Below are 25,807 nucleotides of genomic sequence, written 5' to 3'. Positions count from 1 at the left end.
CGCGCCAGCGTCCCTACTTCGTCGCCTTCCTCACGCCGCCGAACGACGCCGCGTCGAACTTCTGGGGATCGACGGGATCGTAGCGGGACCACTCCATGTCAGGCATTTTGCCGTAGCGCTCGGCCCACGCCTTGTCCGCCGTCGTCGTGCCGGGCGCGACGGGGCGGAGCTCGAAATGCAGCACCTTATCGGGACCGATCTCACCGATCGCGTCCTTGGCCTTGACGCTCGCGCCGACTGCGAGCGGCTCACCCTTGGGCCCATTGATGCGGCCGAGATGAGCATAGCGCGTGTAGACGATGGCGCCATTGGGATAGGTGTGCTTGAGCACCACGTAGCGGCCGCAGTCACCGATGATCGGCAGGTCGGCCGGCGCCTGCTCGGCGGTCTCGATCTTGACGACGACGCCGTCCGCCATTGCCGTGACCGCGCCACCGACCTTGTCCGTGGTGAAGTCGACCCCGGGGTGCTCGTCCTGGATCCAGCATCCGCAGGACGTCATCGTCGTGTTCTTCGGTTCGTCGGCGCGCGGAAAACTGCGCGGGGTCAGGAATTCATTGACGAGCAATCCTGGCCCGTCAGGAGACGTGAACGCATGGATCGCATAGAGTGACAGCTTGTCCCCGACCGGCACCTCGTCGGGCAGAAAGCCGTAGACCACGTCCTGGATGAAGACCTTGAGCTCGCGCCCCTTGGCGGAGCGCACCGTGATGCAGTTGGTCACCTGCAAACCGTCGGCGTCCGTCTTGGGCATGCCGCTCATGATCAAAGTGCGCTTGAGCGCGCCGCTTGCGCAGGGCCCCCCTTGCGAGGCCAGCGTGACGTCTAGTTTCAGCGGCGACATCGGATAGACGTCGAGGCCACTCGTGGGCCGCCGGCGCGCCAGGAATTCATCGAGATCGGTATCCTTGTAGCGGGCGAAGTTGAATTCCGCGCGGGCGGCTTCCGGGACGGCAAAGGGAACGACAGTCAGCAGAAGGGTCGCAAGCCATCCGAGCTTGCGAAGAACACGCGGCGTCGCCATGGAAAGATCTCGTGATGCAAATTTGATGAGCAGCACGAGCAAACCACAGCCGCACCCTCGCGGCAAGGTAGATGACACCACGACCCTCAATCGTGGCAGGTCGTCTGGCGGCAGGCGGGTCGCCAAGGCCTATCCACATCATCGGCGCGCCGCCTGAACGCCTGTCATCAAACTGAAACATACGCGCTCTAACCGCCTGTCAGGGTCGTCTTGCCGGAGACGTCCATCCTCCAACCGTCCCGACACAGCGCGCCATGCCCTTCAAATTCATCCACCTCACCGATACGCATCTCGCGAATCCCGGGCTGAAGCTCTATGGCCTCGACCCGCGCGCCCGGCTGGACGCTGCGATCGCCGACATCAACCAGCATCAATCCGATGCCGCCTTTGCGGTGGTGACCGGCGATCTCACGCATTGGGGCGAGCCGGAATCCTACGCCAATTTCGCCGAGGCAATGGCTGCGCTGAAAATTCCCTACATCGCCATGGTCGGCAATCACGACCGCCGCGTCGCCTGTCTCGATGCGCTGAAGGCCGCGCCGCGCGATTCCAACGGCTTCGTACAGGGCACGCGCACCACCGAGCATGGGCTGTTCGTCTTCCTCGACACGCTGGACGAGACCAGCCACGCCGGCGAGATGTGCGGCAAGCGCCTCGACTGGCTCGCGAGCACGCTCGCGGCCGCGCCGGCGGATATGCCGCTCGTCGTGTTCATGCATCATCCGCCCTTCCCGGTCGGCGTGCTCGCGATGGACGAGATCTCGCTGAAGCAGAGCGCGGAATTCGCCGAGGTGATCGCGCCCTATCGCGCGCGCATCCGCCATCTCTTCTTCGGCCATGTGCACCGGCCGATCTTCGGCAGCTGGGGCAAGATTCCGTTCTCGACCCTGCGCGGCACCAACCACCAGGTCTGGTTCGAGCTCAATGCCGGCGCTACGCATCTGGCCAGCCACGAGCCCCCGGCCTACGGCGTCGTGCTGATCCACGACGAGAACCTCGTCGTGCACAGCCACGACTTCCTCGATCAGAGTCTGCGCTTCCCGTTCGAGCCGCCGGCGGGAATGGACGGCCGCGACTACGCGCTCAACTTCCCGGCACGGTGAGATGAGCCTCGCCGAACCCGCGGCTCTCTCCGTCGCGACCCCGGCAGCGCCGCGCCTGCACCTCCTCAAGCGCGCCACCAAGCGTCTCAAAGCCTCGCTGCCGGCCTATCTGCTGCTGTTGCCCTCGCTGGTCTTCCTCGCGCTGTTCACCTACGGCGCGATGGGCCGCGTGCTCGTCGATGCGCTCTATCAGCGCGCTACACCGAAGGCGCCGCTCCGCTTCGTCGGTCTCGACAATATATCAGCGGTGCTGGGCGATCCCGCCTTCACCGGCGCCGTCGTCAATAACCTGATCTACGCCGTGGGCACGGCAGTGCCGAGCATCGCTCTTGCGCTGTTGTTCGCGCTGGCGCTCGCGCGCACCAACGCGGTGACCAGCGCGCTCCGCGCCGCGCTGTTCCTGCCGGTGCTGATCCCGATGGTCGCTGCGTCCGCGCTGTTCCTGTTCATCTTCCTGCCCAATGTCGGCCTGCTCGACTACTACATCGGCCGGCTGCTTCCGGTGCTGCCGAACTGGCTCGGCGACCCCGACATCGCGCTCACTGCGATCATGATCATCACGATCTGGAAGAACGCCGGCTACTACATGCTGTTCTTCCTCGCCGGCCTCCAGGCCGTGCCCGAGGACGTGATGGAAGCCGCGCATCTCGACGGCGCCGGCCCATATCAGCGCCTGCGCCACATCATCCTGCCGGAGCTCAAGCCCACCTTCCTGTTCGTCACCGTCATCGCAATCCTCAACGCGGTGACGCAGGTCGACCACGTCTTCGTCATGACCCAGGGCGGACCATCCAATTCGACCAGCCTCGTGCTGTTCTACATCTACCAGCAGGCGGTGGAGCACTACGACATCGGCAAGGCCTCGGCGGCGACGCTGCTGACACTGGCCGCGCTGATGAGCCTCACCGCGCTCTCCTTCCGCACCATGGCGAACCGCGAGGGTGGGGCATGAAGCTGTTCGACCGCCTCTTCAGGGACGCCCCGCTCGCCACCCGTAACGAGATCACGCCGAAGCTCGGCTTCGTGCTGACGATGCTGCTCGCGATCGTCTGGCTGATCCCGTTCCTGTGGATGGGCGTGGCGACACTGCGCCCGGCCTCCGACGGCATCAACACCATGGCCGAGCTGATACCGAGCCTGAAACCGACTCTCGACAATGTCAGGGATGCCTGGGAGATCGGCGATTTTCCGCGCTACACGCTCAACACCACCATCATCTGCGCCGGCATCCTGCTGGTGCAGCTCGTCACCATCACGCTGGCGGGCTTTGCCTTCGCCCGCCTCGACTTTCCCGGCAAGACGCTGATCTTCTACCTGTTCCTGATGCAGCTGATGCTGGTGCCGGTGCTGCTGATCGTGCCGAATTTGAGCCTGGTGGCGCAGCTCGGCCTCTATGACACGCTCCTCGGCGTGATGATGCCGTTCTTCGCCTCCGCCTTCGGCACGTTCCTGATGCGGCAGGCGTTCGAGGCCATCCCGACCGAGCTGGAAGACGCCGCCCTGATCGACGGCGCCAGCCTGTTCCAGCGCATCCGCCACATCTACGTGCCGCTGTCGATGCCGAGCTTCTCGGCCTTCGCCATCATCTCCGTCACCAGCCACTGGAACGACTTCCTGTGGCCGCTGATGGTGATCAATTCGCCGGACAAGCGGCCGCTCACGGTCGGCCTCTCCGTCTTCACCAAGACCGCGGAAGGCACCCAGGCCTGGGGCACCATCGCCGCGGGCACGCTGATGGTGATCGCACCGCTGCTCGTCGCCTTCCTGATCTTCCAGAAGCGCTTCATCAGTTCTTTCGTCACCTCAGGCATCAAATAGGAGATTTTCCGATGCTGTTTTCCCGCAGGCTCATGCTCGGCCTCGCCATGGCCGGCTCTTTGGCAGGCGCCCTCGCCTTCCCGGCAATGGCCGAAGGCCCGACCGAGATCGACCTGTTCTTCCCCGTCCCCGTCGACGGCAAGCTCGCCCGCGACATGGGCACGTTGATAAAGGAGTTCAACGAGACCCATCCGAACGTCAAGGCGACCGCCGTCTATACCGGTTCCTACGACGATACGCTGATCAAGACGCGCGCCGCGATCAAGGCCGGCAAGCCGCCGGCCGCCGTGATCATGTCGGCGAACTTCCTGCTCGACATGCAGATCGAGAACGAGCTCACCAATCTCGATGCCCTGATCAAGGCCGACGGCTCCACCAAGGAGCAGTTCCTCGGCCAGTTCTTCCCCGCGCTGCACGGCAACGCGGTGATCAACCGCTCGGTCTATGGCGTGCCGTTCCACAATTCGACGCCGCTGCTCTACATCAACGCCGACAAGGCCAAGGAAGCCGGCCTTGATCCGAGCAAGCCGCCGCAGACCTGGGCCGAGGTCACCGACTGGGCCAAGAAGCTCACCAAGCGCGAGGGCGACAAGGTGACCCAATGGGGCATCGCGATCCCCTGCGCCTACGACTATTGCGGCTGGATGATGGAAACGCTCACCATGAGCAATGGCGGGCGCTACTACAACGAGGAGTTCGGCGGCGAGGTTTATTACGACACGCCTTCGATGCTCGGTGCGCTCACCTGGTGGAACGATCTCGTCTACAAGCACAAGGTCCACGCGCCCGGCGCGACGCCCGGTCCGGCCGTGAGCACCTCCTTCATCTCCGGCAATGCCGCCATGATGATGCTGTCGACCGGCTCGCTCACCTACGTGCGCGACAACGCCAAGTTCAACTACAAGGTCGCTTTCATTCCGCGCAACGTCCGCAACGCCGTGCCGATCGGCGGCGCCTCGCTGATCATGCCGGCCGGCCTCGAGGCCGACAAGCAGAAGGCCGCCTGGACGCTGATCAAGTGGATGACCTCGCCCGAGAAGAGCGGCTGGTGGAGCCGCGCCACCGGCTATTTCGCGCCGAACATGGCCGCCTACAAGACGCCCGAGATGGTCGACTTCCTGAACAAGAACCCAGACGCCAAGACCGCCGTCGAGCAGCTCGACGTCGCCAAGCCCTGGTTCGCGACCTACAAGACCGTCCCGGTGCGCAAGAACCTCGAGGACGAGGTGATGCTGGTCCTCAACGGCAAGAAACAGCCGAAGGAGGCGCTGGCCGCCGCCCAGAAGGCCGCGGACGAGACGCTGAAGCCTTACAATGCTGAGACGTCGCTGAAGCTGCCGTAAGAAGGGCTTGTATGTGGATTAGCCAGCGACTGCGCGAAGCGTAGTCACTGGCGCAATCCACCTCTTCTGCGTCCTCGGATACGAACAGCGGTGGATACGCCTTCGGCTAATCCACACTACGAACCACGAACGCGATCTCGTAGGGTGGGCAAAGGCGCGCAGCGCCGTGCCCACCATTTCTACCTCACCGCCGTTGAGAAATCGTGGGCACGCTTCGAAGTCGATGATATGATAACGACGATAGACGTCCGGGATCAAATCTCCCGGGATCGCTCCCGGGCCTTCGTCTATTCGAGGTGTGATCCCTCACATCGCACCCAACAGTCAAAACTTGTAAGCGATCCCAAGATTCACCTGGTGGTGCGAAATATCGACGTCTGCGCCCAGTCCATAACTCGCGCCGTTGCCCATCAAGATGTGTTCGATGCGGCCAAGGTCCGTATAGCGGTACTCGGCCCGGGCAATCCAGTTCCGGGAAATCATGCTTTCAACACCCCCGCCAAGAGTCCAGCCCGTCAATAACTTGGAATACGATTCCGCATTGCCATTCGGGCAAAACCAGGTTCCGCCGTTATTGCAATACGCGCTGATCGTTGTTCTCTGAAACGCAAACCCGCCGGTGGTGTAGAGCAGCGTCGACGGCGTGACGAGTACACCAACACGCCCCCGTATGCTGCCATCCCAGCCAAAATCGACGCTGGTGCCGTTCAGACCGACAGGAACGGCAGCGCCCGTGACCACGCCGCCTGGAAGATAACCGAGGCTAGCTTTGCCGCGGAGCCCCGACCCGACATCTGCCTCGATGCCGACAACGAAATTTGAAAGTTGCCAGTTATAGCCCGCGTACGCTCCGAGACGCACCGCATCGCTTTCAAAATTGTAGTGGGGACCCACGCCACCATCCCAGTTGGTTGGTGTGGGATTGAACCCAAAGCCGCTCAGAATGCCGGTGCGCGACCAGTCCGCTTCGTCGCGCTTCCACCCGGCGGTGCCGCCAACATAGGCGCCGGACCATGCCGGCACTGCCGTCGGCTGCGCCTTGTAGACCGGCAGGTCGGCGGCCTGCGCGCTGCCGATGAAGCCAAGCACAACTGCCCCCCACGCCAAAGAAGCAGCCCTGAATGTTGTTTCGATTCCCATGTCTCGTTCCTCAACCGCCCGCAATTTACTGCGTGGTTGAGGGGTACACGTGTCCGCGCCATGCGGTCTTGGCGTGACAGGCACAGGTTTTGGTCGTCACGGAACTGTCCCAACGGCTTGAACGGTTTCGGTTCGAGTGTGGCCGCGCTGTTACTATCCCTTGACCATCGCCCTATAGTAGATTGCGATGGCTCGCTCCGTGACGGACGGAAAGACTGGTCCCACTCATTGAATCCGAGGTCGTTTGAAGCCATGGCCGATCGCAATATGCCCCGGATTGGCGCGACGGTTTTTGATTCGCATGCATTGCAGGACAACGCGAGTGACGATGTACGTTTCGCCGGCTATCACGCGTTTTACGAATCTCTTCTTCGCCTGACGGATCTGTCGCGCCACCCCGACTTGCCGTTCCTGGTGCGACACCGAGTTGCAAATATCGCCGGGTTGCGGCTCAGCCGCTATGTAGGAACAATCAGCCGGCTCAGACGCGGCCCAGCTTCGATCACACATGGTTCGAACGACGATTTCTGTCTGGTTATCAATCGCGGCTCCGCGCGCGTGCTGTCGCGACAGGCGGGCCATGAACATGTGACGGATGGACCGTCCTCCGTGCTGCTTAGCAACGGCGATCCCATCGAGAAGCTGATGGACGGCCAGGCCGACTGGATCACCGTGAATGTGCCGCGCAAGCGCCTGATGGCGCAGGTCCCGCACGCCGAAGACCTGCTGGCCAGGCCATTGCAGCGGACCCCGCTCGCGCATCTGCTCGGTCGCTATGTCGATGGGGTGCTCGACACCAGCGAAGCCGAATTTGATGGTGCGCTGGAACGTCATGTGGAGGCCACCATCACGGACCTTCTGGTGCTGACCTTGGGCGCACAAGGAGACGCTGCGCAGATCGCCGCTGGCCGAGGATTGCGCGCAGTACGGCTGAGGGAAATTCTGGCGCAGCTCAAAGCCCGCTATACGGAAACGCATTTTGCTCCGCGGGACGTGGCCGCGGTGCTGGACGTCTCGCCGCGCTATGTCAACAAGCTGCTGCTGGAGAGCGGCCAGACCTTCGCGGAGCGCATTCTGGAGTTGAGACTTCAGAAGGCGCAGGCGATGCTCGCGGATAAGCGCCACGATGCCATGAAGGTGAGCGACATCGTCTTCGCCTGCGGATTCGGCGACGTGTCCGATTTCAACCGCCGCTTCCGCGCCCGCTTCGGCTGCTCGCCAACGCATTATCGCGGCAAATAACGACCGCTTCGCGCCCTCGCACCCGTCCGTTAACTCCCCGTCCACCATGCGGCCCGCCCCGCTGGCGGTAACCATTGGAATTAACAGACCCTCAACGTACCCCCGACAAATCTATCAATGTTTCTGGAGATTTCGCCGTGGATCTGTTGGTTATCGAATTCTTGGGACTGGCTCTGGTCGCCATGTGCGTGCTCGTTGTGGCGCTGCCCTGCGCGCGGAAATCCTCGCAGCGGGTCCGCTACGAATAGGATTATCGTCGGAAAAAGGCGCTTCCGGCCCAAAAGCAAGGCTCGAATTCGCTTAGAGCCCCTTGACATCACAGCACTTTCGGCAGAACGGCTGATGTCAAGTGTCATGGGCCGTTCATGGATTTGATTACCACCACCGCTGACCTCGCGGCTGCCTGCAGCCGACTGGCCAAGCACCCCGTCATCACCGTCGATACCGAGTTCCTCCGCGAGACCACCTATTACCCGCTGCTGTGCGTGGTGCAGATGGCCAGCGCCGAGGAAGCCGTGGTCATCGACACCCTGGCCGAGGGCATCGACCTCAAGCCGTTCTTCGAGCTGATGGCCAACGAGGGGGTGCTGAAGGTGTTTCACGCCGCCCGCCAGGACATCGAGATCATCTGGCACCAGGCCAACATCATCCCGCATCCGGTGTTCGACACCCAGGTTGCCGCGATGGTGCTCGGCTACGGCGACAGCATCGCCTACGACGCGCTGGTCGAGAAGGTCACCGGCCACCGCCCGGACAAGACCCACCGCTTCACCGACTGGTCGCGCCGGCCGCTCACCAAGGAGCAGATGCATTACGCGGTCTCCGACGTCACCCATCTGCGCGACGTCTTCGCAGCGCTCGACGCCGACCTGAAGAAGCGCCGCCGCAGCGAATGGGTCTCCATCGAAATGGAAGTCCTGACCTCGCCCCGCACCTATGATTTCCACCCCGAACGCGCCTGGGAGCGGCTGAAGACGCGGGTGCGCAAGCCCAAGGACCTCGCCGTGCTGATGGAGGTCGCGGCCTGGCGCGAGCAGGAGGCGCAGAGCCGCGACGTGCCGCGCGGCCGCGTGCTGCGCGACGAGGCGATTACCGACATCGCGACCCACGCGCCGACCACGCTGGAGAAGCTCGCGCACCTGCGCTCGGTACCGAAAGGGTTCGAGAAATCCAAATGGGGCGCGGACATCGTCGCCGCGGTCGAGCGCGGGCTGGCGCGGGACTTCTCGAAGCTGCCCAAGCTGGAGAAGCCGCGCAACAACTCCAACGGCGCCGCCATCGTCGAGCTGCTGAAGGTGCTGCTGCGGATGACCGCCGAGCGCCATGCGGTCGCGAGCAAGGTGATCGCGACCGTCGACGATCTCGAAGAGATCGCGGCGGACGATGAGGCCGACGTGCCGGCCTTGCGCGGCTGGCGCCGCGAGCTGTTCGGCGATGCCGCGCTGAAACTGAAGCGCGGAGAGCTGGCGCTGGCGATCGAGAAAGGCCGCGTCATCGGGGTGCAGCGGGCGTAGCGACCAGCCTCGCTGTTTCCGCATCGTCATTCCGAGCCACCGGCTCCGCGCGAAGCGCGGCCCGATGACAGGCTCCGCGAAGCAATACTGTCTGCCTCCTCGGAGCCGGTCAGGATTGCTTCGTCGCTTTGCTCCTCGCAATGACGAGGAGAGAGCCAGGGCCTTACGCCGGCGTCAGCTTCGCCACTTCGCCCTTCATGTCGTTCAACACGCCCGAGATCGCGGCGACCAGATCGTCGATCTGGGCCTTGTTGACGATCAGCGGCGGACAGATGGCGATGGCGTCCAGCATGTTGCGCGAGATCACACCGCGCTCCTGGAGCATGCGGCTGGCGATGCCGCCGACGGCACCCGGCGTTGCCGCTGCGGTCTTGCGTGTCTTGTCGAGCACGAGTTCGAGTGCCGCGATCATGCCGACGCCGCGGACCTCGCCGACCAGCGGGTGGCTGGCGAGCTCGCGCAGCCTGCCTTGCATGTAGCCGCCAAGTTCGGCCGCATGCGCGACCAGACCACGCTCCTCGATGATCTTCAGGTTCTCCAGCGCAATCGCCGAGCCGACCGGATGGCCGCCGGCGGTATAGCCATGGCCGAGCACGCCGATCCTGTTGCTCTCGTCTGCGATCGGCTCGAACATGCGATCGTTCAGGATGATCGCCGAGAGCGGGAAGTAGCTCGAGGTGATCTGCTTGGAGACCACCATGACGTCCGGCTTGATGCCATAGGTCTCGCAGCCGAACATCTTGCCGGTGCGGCCGAAGCCGCAGATCACCTCGTCGGCGACCAGCAGGATGTCGTACTTCTTCAGCACTGCCTGGATCTTCTCCCAATAGGTCGCCGGCGGCACGACGACGCCGCCCGCGCCCATCACCGGCTCGCCGAAGAAGGCCGCAATGTTCTCCGGCCCTTCCTTCTGGATGAGCGCGTCCAACTCCTCGGCCCGCCGCGTCGCGAACGCCTCCTCGCTCTCGCCGGGGGCGCCGTCCTTGTAGAAGTGCGGCGAGCCCGTGTGCAGGATGTTCGGCAGCGGCAGATCGAACGAGCGGTGGTTGTTCGGCAGGCCGGTGAGGCTCGCGGAGGCGATGGTGACGCCGTGATAGCCGCGCAGGCGGCTGATCACCTTCTTGCGCTGCGGCTGGCCGAGCGCGTTGGAGCGGTAGGCGATCAGCTTCAGCACGGTGTCGTTGGCTTCCGAGCCGGAATTGGTGAAGAACACCTTGCTCATCGGCACCGGCGCCAGCGCCACCAGCTTCTCGGCGAGATCGATCGAGGGGCCGTGCGATTTGGAAGAGAAGGTGTGGTAGAAGGGCAGCGCCTGCATCTGCTTGTGCGCGGCCTCGACCAGACGCTTCTCGTTGAAGCCGAGCCCGACGCTCCACAGGCCGGCCATCGCCTCGAAATAGCGCTTCCCCGACGCATCGAACACGTAAGGCCCCTCGCCGCGCTCGATCACCAGCGGACCGGCCTGCTGGTGCGCGCGCGCATTGGTGTAGGCGTGGAGCTGGTAGGCCACATCGCGGGCTTCTTGCGAATTGGGCAGCATGGACATTTGCGAAGATCCTTGAAAGCGTCACGTCGCAGGCAGAGCCGGCGTCATCACTCGATGGCAAGTACCTTGGCTATTGCGACAGCGCAGAACTTGCAACGCCAATTCGTCGGCAGCAAGCGCTCAGCTGCAATGCACAAAGCCGCACGTCCAGGCACATGCCACAACGCACATGCCAGAACGCACGTGCCAGACCGCGCCGGACCGGCTCTTAGCCTGCACCGTCGTCGTCCCCATCGCCGGCGGCGGCAACGGCTTCCCCTACCTCCACCAGCGCCATCGCAAGCAAATAGACCGTGGTGGCCAGACCAAGCCGGCGCGCCCTCTCCGCGGCCCGCGATAGATCGCTCGCCAGCTCCTCGAGCTCGTCTCCCCGTGACAATTTCTCACCCCATCCGCCGGTTGCGGCGGCCTAAACCGCAACGGCGCCGCTGGTTCTGATCAGTTCGGCGCTGGATTGGATTGTAGCAAAATTCCCAATGACATTCACTACCGCACGCCGGTAGGCAGCGGCGTCGTCCGTGCCCGGCTGCCGGCAAGCCACGGCGTCCGTGACCACGTGGTACCGATGGCTGCGGTGAAACCCCTCGACGGCGGTGGCCAGGATGGTCTCGTCCAGAGAAAAGCCGATCAGAATGCAGCGCATCGTTCGGATACTGGACATGTGGTCGACGAACCGCGACGAGCTGTAGGCGGACGGCAGCGGGTGCTCGAACGTCATCTCTCCCGGCTTCGGCCTGGTCTGCGCGATCCAATCGGTCAGCCTGGATGCCGGATTGAACCAGGCCGCCTGCGCGATGCGCTTCAGATGCATCACCGGCCACATGTTGCCGCGCCACAGCGTCAGGAGTTCCAGGCAGCGCGCCGTCGCCGCATCCCCGTCCAGGATGACGTGGCGACGGCCGGGGGTCAGGTATTCGACCTGGAGATCCGCACAGACCAGGATCGGCGGATCATCGTGGATGGAAGCCGGCATCTTGTTGCGCGCTGTTGCATCTATTTCAGCGACCGGCGAGTGCGAGGTCCCGCAGCGGCGATGTGACCGCCCGCCCCGCCGACGCATCGAGCACGCCAGGCCGGTCCCAATCGCCCTCGGGACGGATGATCACATAGGGATCGCTGTCCAGCGTGATGGCATCCGGGCCCGGCTCGATCTCCAGCAGCATTTCCGTATAGGAAAAATCCGAGAAGGTGATCTTGCGGTTATGACCGAGCGGCTTGGCGCCGAAATGGGCCCAGAAATCGACCAGCCGGTCCTGCGCCTGACCGTAGATCTTGCGGAAGCCCTTGCGCTTCACATAGTCGACGCTGGCCTGCACCAGCTTGAACGAGACGCGCGAGCGCCGATGTTGGTGACGCACCGCGAGCCGCTCCACCTTGGCGAAATCGCCGAAGAAGCGCACCCGCAGGCAGCCCGCAGGCTCGTTGCCGACGAAGCCGATGAAATGCGCCGCGACCATGTCGTTGCCGTCGAACTCCTCCTCGAACGGACAATCCTGCTCGGCGAGATAGACAGCCGAGCGGATGGCGGTCACCAGCATGAGATCGCTCGGATCGCGCGCGAGGCGGATGGTGATGGCGCGGGAACTGGGCTTGGCGAGAGGAATCCTAGTACCGTGCATCTGCAAAACTCCTTGCTTGAACGATCGCACCCGGCATGCTCATCGGCTGCCGATGCCAGGGACGCTCGTAACACCACAGATCGGGTTGGAAGCTCGGGACGGGCGCAAAACCTGTCGCCTTCATGATGTCGCGTCCAGCCACCGTTGACGGCTGCGCATAGCAATCGGCGCCGCGAAACCTTATCTGGCGCAGGTGAGCCGCGGCCTTGCCGAGACCGGCGATGCCGCGGCCCATCGCCGCGATCGCCCAGATGTAGATGGCAGCGACGTCGTCGTTCGCCGATGCGAGATAACCCATCTCGGGCGCGGTGAGACAGATCTCGTCGAGCAGCAGCGCATCGTGTCCACGGTCGTTGAGAAACAGGAACGCCATGCCGCCGACGAGCTTGCCCTTCCGGCTGAAGGTGAGAATGCTTTGAGGATCGAGAGTGAAGTATCGCGCAAGCTCCGCTGTGCCGATCTGCACGCCCGGAACCATCTGGTGCGCCATATCCGAAAGCGCCTCGATTTCGGAGAATTGCGCACAGCGGACGTCGACGTCCGGGCTCAGCGGCAAGGCATCGAAATCATGCCTTGCGGCAAACGAGCCCCTTTCCATACTCATGTCACGCCTCTATCGTTCGAGGCTTTCGTGCCCCGCTATGACGATGAGCTTAGCGGCTGGGGATCAGGAGTATGCAGCAGTTATTGCACCGGGGTGCTGCGATGATGCAGCACCGTGAAGAAGCCCTGGATGCGTCCTGGGACGATTTGAAGCTGTTTTTAGCGTGCGCAAAATATAAAAGTTTTCGTAATGCCGCCGAAGAGCTCGGACTCACCTCCACCACCCTGATGCGCCGCATCGACCGGCTCGAAGAGAGCATCGGGTGCAAGCTGTTCCTGCGTGACCAGAGCGGGCTCACGCTCAGCGATGAAGGCACAGCCATGATCGCCGACGTTGCGCACATGGAGCGTCATGCCTTCAACATCTTCCGCCGCGCCTCGCGCTCGTCGAACGACACCTCGGGTACCGTGCGCGTCGCCGTGACGGAAGGCCCCGGCAATTTCTGGATCCTGCCGCGACTGATCGATTTCCAGAAGACCTACCGCAAGATCACGGTCGACTTGCGCTGTGCGATGGAGCAGGCCGACGTGGCGCGGCTTGAATCGGACATCGCCATCCAGCTCGAGCCGCCGACCAATCCCGATCTGATCGTCGCAAAGCTCGGCCGTCTCCACATCTATCCCTTCGTCTCCAAGGAGTACGAGAGACTCTACGGCGTGCCGGCAACGCTCGCCGAATTGCAGAACCACCGCATCGTCAAGCAGAGCGCGCCGCAGGTCGATGACGGCGCCTATGCCCGCGTGCTCGGGCTGAAGTCGCTCGAGGGCATCGTCGGCATCAAGACCAATTCCTCGGTGGGCGTGCTCTATGCGGTGGAGCGCGGCGCCGGCATCGGCTTCCTGCCGACCGTGTCGATCGCGCTCGGTGCGCCGCTCGTTGCGGTCGATCTCGGCGTCAGCCATCACGCAGATCTCTGGCTCACCTATCACAAGGAGTTCCGCACGTCCGAGCGCCACAAGATCGTCGTCGACTGGCTGAAGAAGATCTTCGATGCCAGGACCTATCCCTGCTTCCGCGACGAATTCATCCATCCGAACGCGCTGGTGCCGATGATGACAGCCGCGCGCGAGGGATTTGGATTGACGGGCTATGTCGCGGCAATGCCGGCTTGAGCGCGGGCGAGCTTCAGCTCACCATCTGTATTCGAAGCCGGCCGTGCCCTGGTGCGAGGTGAGCTCGTGGCGGAACTTGCCGTCGTAATTGACGTAGAGCCGTGCCACGCTGGTCAGGCTGAGCGAAGCCGAGGCACCCGCATCCACGCCGTAGCGGCTCTCCCCGATGCCGGGGACCACGATGCTCTGGGCGCCCAGGCTGACCTGAATGGATCCCAGATCCTGGTGGAAATTGTCGACGAACTTGCCGTAAGCCGACAGATCCAGAACCTTCTGCTCGATGATGAAGTAGCGGCCGATCTCGGCCCCGACCATGAGACGCGCGCGCGAGAGCGCCGTCGAGCCGACGTTGAGCGGATCGAGCCCTCCGGCTTCCTGGAACGCCGCACTGGTGGCGCGCACATATTCCAGCGCGCCCTTCGGCACGATGCGCATCTGGTCCTTGGTCCAGTAGTAACTGATTTCGGTCAGCGCGCCGTCGACCGCGGCGCGATAGGCCGAAGTCGCAGCGCCAAGGCCGGTGTCGCGGATGGACCGAACCTTGCCGAAGCCGTGCACCACGGCAAAGGCCCATGTCCAGGGGCCCTTGTCGACCGAGCCGCTGAAGCCAAGCTGAGTGAGGTCGAGCGTTGCGGACTGCAGCGCCAGCGGCACGTCGATATCGGTGTGGCTCTGGTCGACGGAGAAGCCGAGATTGACGCCCGGCGCCACACGCGCGCCAAGGCCGGCCACGCCGCCAAAGGTCTTGCGCTTGTCGCCGACGAAGTCTCCTTGCGCGTCGGTCCGGACCGAGATGCCATAGCCTTCGAACCAGGTGCGGTAGCGCGGATCCTCCGTGCTCGCCGACGCGCCGCCGCCGCCGGGATTGGTGCGGAACGCCCGGGTGAAACCGTTCGAGGCCTGGTTGCCGAGCCGCTCCAGGAAGCCTGAGCCGAGATTGAGCATGCTGCTTCCGGTCGAGCTCGGCATGGGGACCGGCGTTGGCGACGGTGTGGGTGTAGGGGTCGGAGTCGGCGTAGGCGTCGGGCTCTGCGCGAGAACGGGCGTCGCCGACGACAGCGCAACGATGAGCGCAAAAGCCATCGCAACCGCTGCCGCGACCCGGCGGACGCGGTTCAGCCCGATCGTCTGCCGTGTCGCTGGTGGCTGCGCGGTGCAGCGCATGACGAGAATCCCGAAACAAAGGGCGACGCGCAAAAACAACACGAACCCGCGGCGCAGGTGGCGATTTGTGCCGAACTGCCACGGAGCGTCAATTGGTTGGAGCGCCGCGACACCGGTGATTGCCCCCGATTGTGGTTCTGCTGCAACAGGTCGCAAATTGCCGTCGGGCACGCCTGCCTCGGCCTTGAAATTTACGCACAGCTTGCTAGCGGGCGATTTTCATGTTGCAATATCGGGCACAATCGGAATTGGCCGATCGACTGTGCGTTTCGTGACATTGAGATTCAAGACTCGAACAGACTTCCGGAAGCCCGTTTGTGGCGTGGCACGCGAAAAGCGGCCGCGTCTTTTTTTATCTAGTGGAGGAGACTAGCGATGCCGCAAAAGGGCACGGTCAAATGGTTCAACCCGACCAAGGGCTATGGGTTCATCAAGCCGAACGGCAGCGACAAGGACGTGTTCGTCCATATCTCCGCCGTCGAGCGTGCCGGACTCTCAACCCTCAACGAAAACCAGGTGGTTGAATTCGACCTCGTGGAGAACCGCGGCAAATCATCCGCGGAGAACCTCAAGGTTTCCTGATTTCTCTCGAGCCTGACAAGCGAGAGATCATGACGCTGCCCCCGGCGCTGCCGGGGGATTTTGTTATGCGACGGGCGCAGCGAGATGTCGCTTCAGCTCACCACCGGCGCAATCAGGAAATTCTCCGACGGACCGCTCCCCGCCGCCTTGCACACGTCACCCTCGATCCGGACCTTGCCGGTCGCGAGCAGCCGCAGCGCTTCGGGATAGATGCGGTGCTCGACTTCGAGGATGCGCTCCGACAGCGTATCGGCCGTGTCGTGGTCGCTGACGGGCACCGCGCCCTGCATCACGATCGGCCCGGCATCGGTCTCGGGGATCACGAAATGCACGGTCGCGCCGGACAGCTTGACGCCTGCGCGCAGGGCCTGGCCGTGCGGGTCGAGGCCGGGGAAAGACGGCAGCAGCGAGGGGTGGATGTTGAGCATCCGCCCGTACCAGGCCCTGGTGAATTCCGCCGTGAACAGGCGCATGAAGCCGCCCAGACAAATCAGCTCGATGCCGTGCCGATCGAGCGCGGCCTGCAGCACCTTCTCGAAACCGGCGCGGTCCTTGCCGAACGGCTTGCTCTCGATCACCAGCGTGTTCACGCCGCTCGCCTTGGCCCGCTCAAGCCCCGGCGCATCGGCCTTGTTCGAGATGACGAGCGAAATCTCCGCTGGAAAATCCGGCGTGCTTGCTGCCCTGATCAGCGCGGCCATGTTGGAGCCGCGCCCGGAGATCAGGATGGCAACGCGGCGCTTCATCACAGCGCCAGTCATCACAGCGCCAGGTCGAGGTGGCCGTTATAGACGACGCGGTGCTCACCCTCGGCGGGGATCACGGTGCCGAGCTGCGCCACGGTCTCGCCGGCATCGGTGAAGACCTCGATTACCTTGTCGACCTTGTCGGGCTCGACGATCGCGATCATGCCGATGCCGCAGTTGAAGGTGCGCAGCATTTCCAGCTCGGCGATGCCGGCCTGCGCGGCCAGCCATTTGAACACCGGCAACACCGGCAATCGGGCAAGATCAATGCCGACGCCGAGATGCTTGGGCAGCACGCGCGGAATGTTGTCGGTGAAGCCGCCGCCGGTGATGTGGGCAAGCCCCTTCACCGCGCCGGTCTCGCGGATCGCGCGCAGGCAGGATTTGACGTACAGCCGCGTCGGCGTCAGCAGCGCGCCGCCGAGCGTCATGACCGGTGCGAACGGCGCCTGTGCCGCAAAGCCGAGGCCCGATTGTTCCACGATCTTGCGCACCAGCGAGAAGCCGTTGGAATGCACGCCCGATGAGGCCAGACCGATCACGGCATCGCCCGCCGCGATGTCGTTGCGCGGCAACAACGTACCGCGCTCGGCGGCACCGACCGCAAAGCCTCCGAGGTCGTAATCGCCGTCCTTGTAGAGGCCGGGCATCTCGGCGGTCTCCCCGCCGATCAGGGCGCAGCCGGATTCGCGGCAGCCCTCCGCAACGCCGGCGACGATCGAGGCCGTGGCCTCCGGATCGAGCTTGCCGCAGGCGAAATAATCCAGGAAAAACAGCGGCTCGGCGCCCTGTACCACGAGGTCGTTGACGCTCATGGCGACGAGGTCGATGCCGATGCCGCCATGCAGGCCGGTTTCGATCGCGATCTTGACCTTGGTGCCGACACCGTCGGTCGCGGCCACGAGGACCGGGTCCTTGAAGCCGGCCGCCTTGAGGTCGAACAGGCCGCCGAAGCCGCCGATCTCGGCGTCGGCGCCCGGCCGCGCGGTGGCGCGCACCATCGGCTTGATCAGGTCGACCAGGCGGTTGCCCGCGTCGATATCGACGCCTGAATCGGCGTAAGTGAGGCCGTTTTTGCGGTCGGTCATGCCCGATTTCCAGTGGGTTTGCGGCTGGTTACGTCGAATTCCGGGGACGCGCAATGGCTCGCATGGCGCTCCTGCCTATACTATGTAGATATCAACCGGTTCAGCCTCCCGAGGGGGCCGGATTCGAGGTCAGACCGGGTGCCGGGAAGCGCTTTCGTGAGTATTCCGAACATCATTACTCTGGGCCGCATCATGCTGGTCCCGATCATCGTCTGGGCCATCGTGTCGAGCCAAATGGAAGTGGCGTTCGCCGTCTTCCTGATCGCCGGCATCAGCGATGCCGTGGACGGCTTTTTGGCCAAGCGCTTCAACATGACGAGCGAGCTCGGGGCCCTGCTCGATCCGCTCGCAGACAAGGCGCTGCTCGTCTCGATCTACATGGCGCTCGGCATCTGGGGCGCGATCCCGCGCTGGATCGTGATCCTGGTGGTCTCGCGCGACATCATGATCGTCGCCGCCGTGATCGTATCCTGGCTGTTCGATCGGCCGGTCGAGATGAAGCCGTCCAAGGTGTCCAAGCTCAACACCGTGGCACAGGTGGCGTTCGCGGCGCTGGTGCTGGCGGCGCTTGCCTTCGGCTTCAAGCCGGCACCTTATGATATCATCCTGATGGGCCTCGTCACGCTCTTCACGCTCTCCTCCGTGTCGCTCTATCTCGTCGAGTGGCTGCGGCACATGAGCACGATCGAGGCCAAATGAGCCGGGATGCGGCCTGCAAGAGGCCAAGTCCCGCATGATCAGGTCGAATCTCTTCAAACGGGCCGGCGCGCCGGCATGGAGCAAAGCAAGCGTGGCAGGCCGCGTCCATCCCCGACAATTGGCGTTCTCGCTTCCGCATGCGGAGAGCCTCAGCCGGGACAACTTCCTCGAAGGTCCGGCCAACGCGGCCGGTGTCGGCCTGATCGACAGCTGGCCGGAATGGCCGAACCGCATCATGTGGCTGGCCGGCCCGGAAGGAAGCGGCAAGAGCCATCTCGCCGCGATCTGGGCCGAGCTGTCAGGCGCCCGCTCGACCACCGCCAACGCCCTGACCGCGGCAGGCGTGCCGGGCGCGCTCGCCACCGGCGCGCTGGTGGTCGAAGATCTCAAGGCAAGGGATTTCGACGAGCGCGCCCTCTTTCACCTGATGAACCTCGCCCGCGAGGACGGCGCCTACGTCCTCTTCACCGGGCGCGAGGCGCCGGCCTCGCTGGAGATCGAGCTTCGCGACCTGCGTTCGCGTCTGCGGGCCGTTCCGGTCGTCGCGCTGCTGCCCCCAGACGACCAGCTCTTCCGCGGCCTGATCGTCAAGTTCTGCGCCGACCGCCAGCTCACGGTGGATGAGAGTGTGGTGAGCTACCTCGCCACCCGCCTGGAGCGGTCCTCGGCCGCGGCCCGGCAGGCCGTGGAACTGCTCGACACTGAAGCCCTCCGCCTCGGCCGTCCCGTGACCCGGGCTCTGGCGGCGGAGCTGCTCAGGGACGCCTGATCGGCGCGGCTCCCTGAAGTCCCTGAAGCCAGCTTGACGCAGCGGAAAGACGGAACATCAATGTCATCGAAACGTCATCGCTGTAACACATGCTCCCCGGGGTTTTGCGCATTGGTCGCAAAGTGAGGCGAGACAGGATGGACCGACTTCTGATGGACTCTGCGCAAGCTGTTGAAACTAAAGAGAAAGCCCCAGAGCTTGAGGGCTTGCCGGCGATCGCGTCCAGCCCTGAACGGTTCATCAACCGCGAGCTGTCTTGGTTGCATTTCAACCGCCGCGTCCTGGAGGAAGCGGTCAATCCCAACCACCCCGTGCTGGAGCGGGTGCGTTTCCTGTCGATCTCGGCGAATAACCTCGACGAGTTCTTCATGGTCCGCGTCGCCGGCATCAAGGCCCAGGTGCGCGAGGGCATTGCCGAGCGCAGCCCCGACGGCCTGACGCCGTCGGAGCAGCTCGCGCTGATCAACCGCACCGTTTCCCAGCTCGCCTCCGACCAGCAGGCGATCTGGCGCGACCTGCGCAGCGCGCTGGCCGAGGTCGGCATCGTGCTGGTCGACGGCAAGGACGTCTCCAAGGCGGAACGGACCTGGATCGAGGACTATTTCCTCAACAACGTCTTCCCGCTGCTGACACCGCTGGCGATCGATCCCGCCCACCCCTTCCCGTTCATTCCGAGCCTCGGCTTCACCATCGCGCTCCAGCTCACGCGCGCCGCCGACGGCAAGCAGATGAACGCGCTGATCCGCATGCCCGGCAAGATCGACCGCTTCATCCGCCTGCCGGCCGAAGGCACGGTGCGCCTGATCTCGCTGGAGCAGGCAACTGCTCTCTTCATCAACCGCCTGTTCCCGGGCTACAATCTTCACGGCCAGGGCGCCTTCCGGATCATCCGCGACTCCGAGCTCGAAATCGAGGAAGAGGCCGAGGATCTCGTCCGCCTGTTCGAGACCGCCCTCAAGCGCCGCCGGCGCGGGTCCGTGATCCGGCTCGAGATCGATGCCAAGATGCCGGAGGAGTTGCGCAGCTTCGTGCAGCACGCGCTGTCGGTCGCCGACGACGAGGTCTTCCTGGTCGACGGCGTGCAGGCGATGAACGAGCTCTCGCAGCTCACCCGCCTCGACCGGCCCGATCTCGAATTCGCCCCTTACGTGCCGCGCCATCCCGAGCGCGTGCGCGAGCATGGCGGCGACATCTTTGCCGCGATCCGGCAGAAGGATCTCGTCGTCCATCACCCCTACGAATCCTTCGACGTCGTCGTGCAGTTCCTGCAGCAGGCCGCACGCGACCCCGATGTCGTCGCGATCAAGCAGACGCTCTACCGCACCTCAAACAACTCGCCGATCGTGCGTGCGCTCGCCGAAGCGGCCGAAGCCGGCAAATCCGTCACGGCCTTGATCGAGCTAAAGGCGCGCTTCGACGAAGAGGCCAACATCCGCTGGGCGCGCGACCTCGAACGCGCCGGCGTGCAGGTCGTCTACGGCTTCCTCGAACTGAAGACGCACGCAAAACTCTCGATGGTGGTACGCCGCGAGGGTGGCAGCCTCACGACTTACGTCCATACCGGCACCGGCAACTATCACCCTGTCACCGCGCGCATCTACACCGACCTCTCCTACTTCACCTCCGATCCGACCATAGGCCGCGACGCCGCGCGCGTGTTCAATTTCATCACCGGCTATGCCGCGCCGAGCGATCTGGAAAGGATGGCGGTGTCGCCGCTGACCTTGCGCAAGCGTATCATCGAGCACATCCAAGGCGAGACCGCGCATGCGCGACACGGCCGGCCCGGCGCGGTCTGGATGAAGATGAACGCGCTGGTCGACCCCGACATCATCGACGCGCTCTACGAAGCCTCCCAGGCCGGCGTCCAGACCGAGCTCGTGGTGCGCGGCATTTGCTGCCTCAGGCCCGGCATCCCCGGCCTGTCGGAGAACATCCGCGTCAAGTCGATCATCGGACGCTTCCTGGAACACGGCCGAATCTACTGCTTCGGCATGGGCCAGGGCCTGCCGAGCGCGAAAGCGGCTGTGTATATCTCGTCCGCCGACATGATGCCGCGCAACCTCGACCGCCGCGTCGAGGTGCTGTGCCCGCTGCAAAATCCCACGGTGCATCAGCAGGTTCTCGAACAGATCATGGTCGCCAATCTGAAGGACAATGAGCAGAGCTGGCAGTTGTTGCCGGACGGGTCGTCAACGCGTATGAAGACCGCGAAAGGCGAAGAGCCTTTCAACGTCCACAACTACTTCATGACAAATCCGAGTCTGTCTGGCCGTGGAAAGTCGCTCAAGGAATCCTCGCCGCGTCGTCTCACGCGCCGGAACGAACGCCATCAATCCTGATCCGGGATTTGCGACGTGAAGCGGCCGCGCAAGCGCGGCTCGAGCGTCGCAGTTATCGACATCGGCTCCAACTCGGTCCGTCTCGTCGTCTACGAGGGACTGTCGCGGAGCCTCATCCCGATCTTCAACGAGAAGACGCTGTGCGGCCTCGGGCGCGAGGTGCAGAGCACGGGTCTGCTCGCGCCCGACGCCATCGACAAGGCGCTGACCTCGCTCAAGCGGTTCCGCGCATTGTGCCGCGTGATGCAGGTCGGGCGGGTGTTCGCGATCGCGACCGCGGCCTGCCGCGACGCCTCAAACGGCCCCGACTTCATCGCCAGGGCCGAGCGCATCTGCGCGGTGAAGATCGAGATTCTGTCGGGTCCGCGCGAGGCGCGGCTGTCGGCGCTCGGCGTGATCTCCGGCATCCATCTTCCCGACGGCATCGTCGGCGACCTCGGCGGCGGCTCGCTCGAGCTGATCGACGTGCGCAAGAACACCGTACGCAGCGGCGTGACGCTGCCGCTCGGCGGTCTCGCACTCCAGGATCTCGCGCACAAGTCGCTCAAGCGCGCCGATCGCATCGTGCGCGAGGAGCTCGACGGGGTGCCGCAGCTCACCGCGGGCCGCGGCCGGACCTTCTATGCCGTCGGCGGCACCTGGCGCGCGCTGGCGCGCATCCACATCATCCAGAGCGGCTATCCGCTCCAGGTGATGCACGGTTACTCGATTTCAGCCGCCGAGGCCCTCGACTTCTCGCGCCGTCTTCGGCGCCTCGTAGCCGCCGACATGCTCGCGGACATCGAGATCGTCGCCGATGCGCGGCGGCCGCTCCTCACCTATGCGGCGCTGGTGCTCGAGCACATCATTCGCGTGGCGAACCCCAGGAACATCGTGTTCTCGACCTTCGGCGTGCGCGAGGGCCTGCTGCACGAAAAGCTGCCGGAGACCGAGCGCAACAAGGACGGGCTGATCTGCGCGGCCGAGGAGCTGAACCAGTTGCTGTCACGCTCGGCCAAACATGCCCGCGAGCTGATCGCCTGGACCGACCGCCTCGTGCGCGTCGTGAAGCTGCGCGAAAGCGCCGCGGACCGCCGCTTGCGACACGCCGCATGTCTGCTGTCCGACATCGGCTGGCGCGTGCATCCCGACCACCGCGGCGAGCAGACGCTGAGCCTCGTCGTCAACGGCAATTTCGGCGCGATCACCCACACCGAGCGCGCCTTCGTCGGCCTGTCGGTGTTCTATCGCTATGCCGGCCTGAACGAGGAGAACCAGCCGCCGGTCACGATGCAGGAGCTGTTGACGCCGGCCCAGCTCGAACGCGCGCGCCTGCTGGGCGCAGCGTTGCGCGTCGCGCATCTGATCTCGGCAGCGCGACCGGGAGTCTTGCCCGCCACGCATTTCCGCAGCCAGGGCCGCAAATTGATGCTGGTGTTCGAGCACCGGCTCGGCGACCTCGTCGCCGACCGCGTCGGCAGCCGCTTCCGCCAGCTCGCCCGCCTGATCAACCGCGCCGGCTCGATCGTGAGGCGCTGAGGAGCAGCAGCAGTGCAACGCGGCCCGGGTCGTCGGTCGCGCAATGAGCAAGCTGGTCACGCAACGAGGCGGCGGCCGTCCTCCGGCGCGACGATGGCCTTCAGTCCGCCGAGTTCGGAGGTGGTGAGAACAAGCTGCCATCCATAGGCACTGAGCACGTCCTGAACGATCGCGAGGCCGAGGCCGGCACCCTCGCCGCGTTCATCAAGTCTTACTCCCCGCTCGAGGACGCGGGCGCGCTCGGCGGACGCGATTCCCGGGCCGTCGTCCTCGACGGAAATCGCCGGATTCGCGGTGGCATTGGCGCCAATGCGCACCTTGCTCTTGGCGTGACGGGCGGCATTTTCCAGGAGATTGCCGAGCACTTCGGCCAGATCGGTGCGATCGAGCGGCACGCTCGGCTCGCCCGTTATGCAGGTCTCGAATTCGAGCCGTTGCGCAGTGGGCGTGCGCGCCAGCGTGAGCACCAGAGACTCGACAAGCGGTCTGAGGGGCGTGGAAATTCCGCCGCGCTGTCGTGCCGTCCCCCGCGCCCGGGCGCGCGCCAGCTCGCGGTCGACGTGACGGCTCATCGTGTCGCCGACGGTTTCGATTGCCCGGGCGACGTCCGGCTCACCTCGCTGACGCAAGCGCGCGACATCGGCTGCGAGTGCGGCGAGCGGCGTCTTCAGCCCATGCGCCAGGTCGGCGGCGCGGCTGCGCGAACGCTCGATCTCGCGCTCCTGGGCGTCGATCAGGCTGTTCACCTCTTCCACCAGAGGCTTCACCTCGGCAGGGACATCGGCGGGGAGATGATTGCGTTGCCCGGAGCGGACGTCCGCGACGCCGCGGCGAAGAGCGTCGAGCGGACGTAAGCCCAGCGCAACCTGGATCGAGGTGGCCGCCGCCAGCACCAGCCCAAGCAGGCCGAGTGCCAGCGCCAGTTCCCTGGCGAATTGCGAGCCGGCGGCCGACACGCGGGCAAGATCGGCCGCCACGACGACGCGCACCGGCGCACGGCGGTCGCCGATGGTGAGCAGCACGCGGCGTTCACTGACCAGGAGCCGTGCGTTCGCAGGCCCGGGGATGACATGATGGTGCAATTCGGCAGGCGACGGCTCGTCCTGCGGCAGATCCAGCGCCGTGTCCCACAGCGAACGCGAACGCAGCACCTGACCAACATCGTCCGATACCTGCCAGTACAAGCCTGAAAGTGGCTCGGCAAAACGCGGATCGGCCGGCGGCCGGCCCACCACCAGCTTGCCCTGTGCATCGGCGTCGATACCCGCGACGAGCTGCTTCAGATAGACGTCGAGGTCGTCGCCGATGGTGCGCGTGACGTGGCGTTCGAACAGCAGCGTCAGCCCAGCGCCGGCAATCGTCAGCGCGATCAGGATGGCTATGAGTCCGCCAGCGACCAGTCGCAGCCGCAGGGAGCCCCAGCTCACGGCGTCGTCTCCGGGACCAGATAGCCGAAGCCGCGCCTGGTCTCGATCAGATCGGCACCGAGCTTCTTGCGCACTCGGCCGATCAGCACCTCGAGCGCGTTCGACTCGTGGTCCTCGCCGTGGCCGTAGACGTTCTCGTCGAGCTCCTGCTGCGACACCACGCGGCCTCGGTGGTGCAAGAGAAAGGCGATCAGGCGATATTCCAGCGGCGACAACGCGACGGGTACGCCGCGCAGCGTCACTTTCATCTGACGCTCGTCGAGTTCGACCTCGCCGGCGACGATCCGTGGGGAGGCATGCCCCGCCGAGCGGCGCACGATCGAGCGCAGGCGCGCCAGCAATTCCTCCATGCGAAACGGCTTGGGCAGGTAATCGTCGGCGCCCGCGTCGATCCCATCGACGCGCTCGGCCCAGCTGCCGCGCGCCGTCAGGATCAGCACCGGCATCGACCTTCCGTTGGCGCGCCAGCGCTTGAGGACCGCCAGACCGTCCATGCCGGGCAAGCCGAGATCGAGGACGACGGCGCCGTAGTCCTCGGTGTCGCCGCGGAACCAGGCGTCCTCGCCGTTGCGGACCGTCTCGACCACATAGCCGGCCGCGCTTAGCGCCCGCTCCACATCGGTCGCGATCCGTCGGTCATCCTCCACGAGCAGCAGGCGCATCACTTCTCCTTGATGCGTTCAATCTCGCCGCTGCGCGCGTCCACATACGCTTCGTAGAGGCGGCCCTTGTCGTCGACCAAACGAAACTCATAGATCCAGCGGCCACGCGCACGCTCTATCTCGACGCCGGCAACCTCGCCCGGCAGCTTGCCACGCACGGATGCGAGGATGTCGGCGAGTGACTTGATTTCGCCCGCCTCGACCGCGCGGCGCACCGCGTCGGGCGCCCCATTATCGTGGTCGCCTGCGGCCGCAGGCACCGACGGGAGCAGGACTCCCACCAGCAATGGCACCGCGAGGAATTCCAGAAAGCGAGATGGCTGCATCCACGAAGTATGCCGCAATCGACCTGACAGATCGCTGACGTGGATCAACAGGCGGCGGTCAGGGCGCTTCTGCCAATGTCCGCGCATTGCCTTGCCGCATGATGTGGCCGGGCCATACGGACTGGAGAGAACCATGCGCAAGATCACCATCTTCACTGCTGCTGCTGCCGGCGCCCTGCTCGCGGCCGCGACCGCTCATGCCGGCAGCCTCGGGCGCCCCTGCACGGCAGCCCCGGCGACCCGTTGGCTGCCGCTCGAAGAACTGCAGGCCAAGATCGAAGCCCAAGGCTACAAGGTTCAGAAGGCCAAGCTCAAGAATGCCTGTGGCGAACTCTATACGATCGACAAGTCCGGCAGCCGGGTCGAACTGTTCGTCGATCCGACCAATGGCCAGATCGTCGGCCAGCTGTAAAGAGCGC

The 25,807-nt window shown here is 64.6% G+C and carries 26 protein-coding genes; 13 read left to right on the top strand and 13 right to left on the bottom strand.

All coding sequences use genetic code 11. The features are described from left to right. Positions 1-13 precede the first annotated feature (13 nt). Positions 14-1,024 (bottom strand): M23 family metallopeptidase, encoded by a 1,011-nt coding sequence (locus tag AX729_RS07685; protein ID WP_061021675.1) that lies wholly within the window; start codon positions 1,022-1,024, stop codon positions 14-16. A gap of 254 nt (positions 1,025-1,278) precedes the next feature. Here AX729_RS07685 and AX729_RS07680 point away from each other — a divergent pair, with 254 nt between their 5' ends. From AX729_RS07680 to AX729_RS07665, 4 genes are read left to right on the top strand one after another with little or no spacing between them, the layout of a single operon-like run. Continuing rightward, entirely contained in the window at positions 1,279-2,127 is an 849-nt protein-coding gene (locus tag AX729_RS07680; RefSeq protein ID WP_061021673.1) for a phosphodiesterase, read from the top strand. A 1-nt stretch (position 2,128) separates the two neighbouring features. Next, a complete protein-coding gene (locus AX729_RS07675) occupies positions 2,129-3,079 on the top strand; it encodes a carbohydrate ABC transporter permease (RefSeq protein WP_061021672.1) in 951 nt (316 codons plus the stop codon). Next, positions 3,076-3,945, top strand: a complete 870-nt coding sequence (locus AX729_RS07670; protein ID WP_061021669.1) for a carbohydrate ABC transporter permease — start codon at positions 3,076-3,078, stop codon at positions 3,943-3,945. The genes AX729_RS07675 and AX729_RS07670 overlap by 4 nt, the downstream gene beginning before the upstream one ends. An 11-nt stretch (positions 3,946-3,956) precedes the next feature. Next, positions 3,957-5,288, top strand: coding sequence for an ABC transporter substrate-binding protein (locus AX729_RS07665; protein ID WP_061021666.1), 1,332 nt, complete (start codon positions 3,957-3,959; stop codon positions 5,286-5,288). A 324-nt stretch (positions 5,289-5,612) separates the two neighbouring features. On the opposite strand, the gene AX729_RS07660 is transcribed toward AX729_RS07665, so the two are convergent. Next, on the bottom strand, positions 5,613-6,428 hold the full coding sequence (locus tag AX729_RS07660; protein ID WP_082770371.1) for an outer membrane protein: 816 nt from the start codon (positions 6,426-6,428) through the stop codon (positions 5,613-5,615). 252 nt (positions 6,429-6,680) lie between these two features. On the opposite strand from AX729_RS07660, the gene AX729_RS07655 reads away from it, so the two are divergent. Continuing rightward, positions 6,681-7,670 (top strand): AraC family transcriptional regulator, encoded by a 990-nt coding sequence (locus AX729_RS07655; RefSeq protein WP_061021662.1) that lies wholly within the window; start codon positions 6,681-6,683, stop codon positions 7,668-7,670. Between the two features lie 365 nt (positions 7,671-8,035). Continuing rightward, positions 8,036-9,184, top strand: coding sequence for a ribonuclease D (gene rnd / locus AX729_RS07650; RefSeq protein WP_061021660.1), 1,149 nt, complete (start codon positions 8,036-8,038; stop codon positions 9,182-9,184). Between the two features lie 163 nt (positions 9,185-9,347). On the opposite strand, the gene AX729_RS07645 is transcribed toward rnd, so the two are convergent. The 5 genes from AX729_RS07645 to AX729_RS07630 all read right to left on the bottom strand — a co-directional run bounded on the left by AX729_RS07645 (position 9,348) and on the right by AX729_RS07630 (position 12,953). Further along, positions 9,348-10,730 (bottom strand): aspartate aminotransferase family protein, encoded by a 1,383-nt coding sequence (locus tag AX729_RS07645; RefSeq protein ID WP_061021658.1) that lies wholly within the window; start codon positions 10,728-10,730, stop codon positions 9,348-9,350. Positions 10,731-10,938: 208 nt separating this feature from the next. Next, positions 10,939-11,109, bottom strand: coding sequence for a hypothetical protein (locus tag AX729_RS40395; protein ID WP_197433552.1), 171 nt, complete (start codon positions 11,107-11,109; stop codon positions 10,939-10,941). Positions 11,110-11,139: 30 nt separating this feature from the next. Continuing rightward, positions 11,140-11,703: an isochorismatase family protein gene (locus tag AX729_RS07640; RefSeq protein WP_061021657.1), complete on the bottom strand. Its 564-nt coding sequence runs from the start codon at positions 11,701-11,703 to the stop codon at positions 11,140-11,142. A gap of 25 nt (positions 11,704-11,728) precedes the next feature. Next, positions 11,729-12,349, bottom strand: coding sequence for a GNAT family N-acetyltransferase (locus AX729_RS07635; RefSeq protein WP_061021656.1), 621 nt, complete (start codon positions 12,347-12,349; stop codon positions 11,729-11,731). Beyond that, positions 12,336-12,953 carry a hypothetical protein gene (locus AX729_RS07630; RefSeq protein ID WP_061021654.1) on the bottom strand — a complete coding sequence of 206 codons (618 nt, stop codon included), beginning with the start codon at positions 12,951-12,953 and terminating at the stop codon, positions 12,336-12,338. The genes AX729_RS07635 and AX729_RS07630 overlap by 14 nt, the downstream gene beginning before the upstream one ends. A gap of 71 nt (positions 12,954-13,024) precedes the next feature. Here AX729_RS07630 and AX729_RS07625 point away from each other — a divergent pair, with 71 nt between their 5' ends. Further along, on the top strand, positions 13,025-14,065 hold the full coding sequence (locus AX729_RS07625; RefSeq protein ID WP_061021652.1) for a LysR family transcriptional regulator: 1,041 nt from the start codon (positions 13,025-13,027) through the stop codon (positions 14,063-14,065). 18 nt (positions 14,066-14,083) lie between these two features. On the opposite strand, the gene AX729_RS07620 is transcribed toward AX729_RS07625, so the two are convergent. Continuing rightward, positions 14,084-15,229 carry an autotransporter outer membrane beta-barrel domain-containing protein gene (locus AX729_RS07620; protein WP_061021650.1) on the bottom strand — a complete coding sequence of 382 codons (1,146 nt, stop codon included), beginning with the start codon at positions 15,227-15,229 and terminating at the stop codon, positions 14,084-14,086. A gap of 375 nt (positions 15,230-15,604) precedes the next feature. Here AX729_RS07620 and AX729_RS07615 point away from each other — a divergent pair, with 375 nt between their 5' ends. Then, positions 15,605-15,811, top strand: coding sequence for a cold-shock protein (locus AX729_RS07615; RefSeq protein WP_027576280.1), 207 nt, complete (start codon positions 15,605-15,607; stop codon positions 15,809-15,811). 92 nt (positions 15,812-15,903) lie between these two features. Here the strand turns inward: AX729_RS07615 and purN are convergent, their stop codons facing one another. Both purN and purM read right to left on the bottom strand, forming a co-directional pair. Continuing rightward, positions 15,904-16,557 (bottom strand): phosphoribosylglycinamide formyltransferase, encoded by a 654-nt coding sequence (gene purN, locus AX729_RS07610; RefSeq protein ID WP_061021648.1) that lies wholly within the window; start codon positions 16,555-16,557, stop codon positions 15,904-15,906. Between the two features lie 14 nt (positions 16,558-16,571). Next, positions 16,572-17,645, bottom strand: a complete 1,074-nt coding sequence (gene purM / locus AX729_RS07605) for a phosphoribosylformylglycinamidine cyclo-ligase (RefSeq protein WP_061021646.1) — start codon at positions 17,643-17,645, stop codon at positions 16,572-16,574. A gap of 156 nt (positions 17,646-17,801) precedes the next feature. On the opposite strand from purM, the gene AX729_RS07600 reads away from it, so the two are divergent. From AX729_RS07600 to ppx, 4 genes are all read left to right on the top strand, one after another. After that, positions 17,802-18,344 (top strand): CDP-alcohol phosphatidyltransferase family protein, encoded by a 543-nt coding sequence (locus AX729_RS07600; protein ID WP_061021644.1) that lies wholly within the window; start codon positions 17,802-17,804, stop codon positions 18,342-18,344. Between the two features lie 91 nt (positions 18,345-18,435). Next, positions 18,436-19,113: a P-loop NTPase family protein gene (locus AX729_RS07595; RefSeq protein ID WP_061021859.1), complete on the top strand. Its 678-nt coding sequence runs from the start codon at positions 18,436-18,438 to the stop codon at positions 19,111-19,113. Between the two features lie 152 nt (positions 19,114-19,265). After that, positions 19,266-21,455, top strand: a complete 2,190-nt coding sequence (locus AX729_RS07590) for an RNA degradosome polyphosphate kinase (RefSeq protein WP_061021857.1) — start codon at positions 19,266-19,268, stop codon at positions 21,453-21,455. 15 nt (positions 21,456-21,470) lie between these two features. After that, positions 21,471-22,973 carry an exopolyphosphatase gene (gene ppx, locus AX729_RS07585; RefSeq protein WP_061021642.1) on the top strand — a complete coding sequence of 501 codons (1,503 nt, stop codon included), beginning with the start codon at positions 21,471-21,473 and terminating at the stop codon, positions 22,971-22,973. Between the two features lie 56 nt (positions 22,974-23,029). On the opposite strand, the gene AX729_RS07580 is transcribed toward ppx, so the two are convergent. From AX729_RS07580 to AX729_RS41725, 3 genes are read right to left on the bottom strand one after another with little or no spacing between them, the layout of a single operon-like run. Next, complete coding sequence (locus tag AX729_RS07580) at positions 23,030-24,400, bottom strand: sensor histidine kinase (RefSeq protein WP_061021640.1); 1,371 nt, start codon at positions 24,398-24,400, stop codon at positions 23,030-23,032. Continuing rightward, complete coding sequence (locus tag AX729_RS07575; protein WP_061021638.1) at positions 24,397-25,062, bottom strand: response regulator transcription factor; 666 nt, start codon at positions 25,060-25,062, stop codon at positions 24,397-24,399. The genes AX729_RS07580 and AX729_RS07575 overlap by 4 nt, the downstream gene beginning before the upstream one ends. Continuing rightward, positions 25,062-25,538 carry a PepSY domain-containing protein gene (locus AX729_RS41725; protein WP_502686901.1) on the bottom strand — a complete coding sequence of 159 codons (477 nt, stop codon included), beginning with the start codon at positions 25,536-25,538 and terminating at the stop codon, positions 25,062-25,064. The genes AX729_RS07575 and AX729_RS41725 overlap by 1 nt, the downstream gene beginning before the upstream one ends. Between AX729_RS41725 and AX729_RS07565 the strand changes: the two genes are divergently transcribed. After that, entirely contained in the window at positions 25,522-25,800 is a 279-nt protein-coding gene (locus AX729_RS07565; RefSeq protein WP_061021635.1) for a PepSY domain-containing protein, read from the top strand. The two genes, AX729_RS41725 and AX729_RS07565, sit on opposite strands and share 17 nt — an antisense overlap. Positions 25,801-25,807 lie beyond the last annotated feature (7 nt).

This window comes from Bradyrhizobium sp. CCH5-F6 (assembly GCF_001556045.1).
GTDB lineage: Bacteria > Pseudomonadota > Alphaproteobacteria > Rhizobiales > Xanthobacteraceae > Bradyrhizobium.
Note: the sequence above shows the minus strand (reverse complement) of the source record. Positions and strands in the feature narration are given on the sequence as shown.

Coding starts and splice junctions, on each gene's coding strand:
- AX729_RS07660 (WP_082770371.1), bottom strand. CDS start 6,428: ATGGGAATCGAAACAACATTCAGGGCTGCTTCTTTGGCGTGGGGGGCA.
- AX729_RS07670 (WP_061021669.1), top strand. CDS start 3,076: ATGAAGCTGTTCGACCGCCTCTTCAGGGACGCCCCGCTCGCCACCCGT.
- purM (WP_061021646.1), bottom strand. CDS start 17,645: ATGACCGACCGCAAAAACGGCCTCACTTACGCCGATTCAGGCGTCGAT.
- AX729_RS07565 (WP_061021635.1), top strand. CDS start 25,522: ATGCGCAAGATCACCATCTTCACTGCTGCTGCTGCCGGCGCCCTGCTC.
- purN (WP_061021648.1), bottom strand. CDS start 16,557: ATGAAGCGCCGCGTTGCCATCCTGATCTCCGGGCGCGGCTCCAACATG.
- AX729_RS07685 (WP_061021675.1), bottom strand. CDS start 1,024: ATGGCGACGCCGCGTGTTCTTCGCAAGCTCGGATGGCTTGCGACCCTT.
- AX729_RS07655 (WP_061021662.1), top strand. CDS start 6,681: ATGGCCGATCGCAATATGCCCCGGATTGGCGCGACGGTTTTTGATTCG.
- rnd (WP_061021660.1), top strand. CDS start 8,036: ATGGATTTGATTACCACCACCGCTGACCTCGCGGCTGCCTGCAGCCGA.
- AX729_RS07680 (WP_061021673.1), top strand. CDS start 1,279: ATGCCCTTCAAATTCATCCACCTCACCGATACGCATCTCGCGAATCCC.
- AX729_RS07675 (WP_061021672.1), top strand. CDS start 2,129: ATGAGCCTCGCCGAACCCGCGGCTCTCTCCGTCGCGACCCCGGCAGCG.
- AX729_RS07615 (WP_027576280.1), top strand. CDS start 15,605: ATGCCGCAAAAGGGCACGGTCAAATGGTTCAACCCGACCAAGGGCTAT.
- AX729_RS07590 (WP_061021857.1), top strand. CDS start 19,266: ATGGACTCTGCGCAAGCTGTTGAAACTAAAGAGAAAGCCCCAGAGCTT.
- AX729_RS07630 (WP_061021654.1), bottom strand. CDS start 12,953: ATGAGTATGGAAAGGGGCTCGTTTGCCGCAAGGCATGATTTCGATGCC.
- AX729_RS07575 (WP_061021638.1), bottom strand. CDS start 25,062: ATGCGCCTGCTGCTCGTGGAGGATGACCGACGGATCGCGACCGATGTG.
- AX729_RS07645 (WP_061021658.1), bottom strand. CDS start 10,730: ATGTCCATGCTGCCCAATTCGCAAGAAGCCCGCGATGTGGCCTACCAG.
- AX729_RS07640 (WP_061021657.1), bottom strand. CDS start 11,703: ATGCCGGCTTCCATCCACGATGATCCGCCGATCCTGGTCTGTGCGGAT.
- AX729_RS41725 (WP_502686901.1), bottom strand. CDS start 25,538: ATGGTGATCTTGCGCATGGTTCTCTCCAGTCCGTATGGCCCGGCCACA.
- AX729_RS07625 (WP_061021652.1), top strand. CDS start 13,025: ATGCAGCAGTTATTGCACCGGGGTGCTGCGATGATGCAGCACCGTGAA.
- AX729_RS07665 (WP_061021666.1), top strand. CDS start 3,957: ATGCTGTTTTCCCGCAGGCTCATGCTCGGCCTCGCCATGGCCGGCTCT.
- AX729_RS07620 (WP_061021650.1), bottom strand. CDS start 15,229: ATGCGCTGCACCGCGCAGCCACCAGCGACACGGCAGACGATCGGGCTG.
- AX729_RS07635 (WP_061021656.1), bottom strand. CDS start 12,349: ATGCACGGTACTAGGATTCCTCTCGCCAAGCCCAGTTCCCGCGCCATC.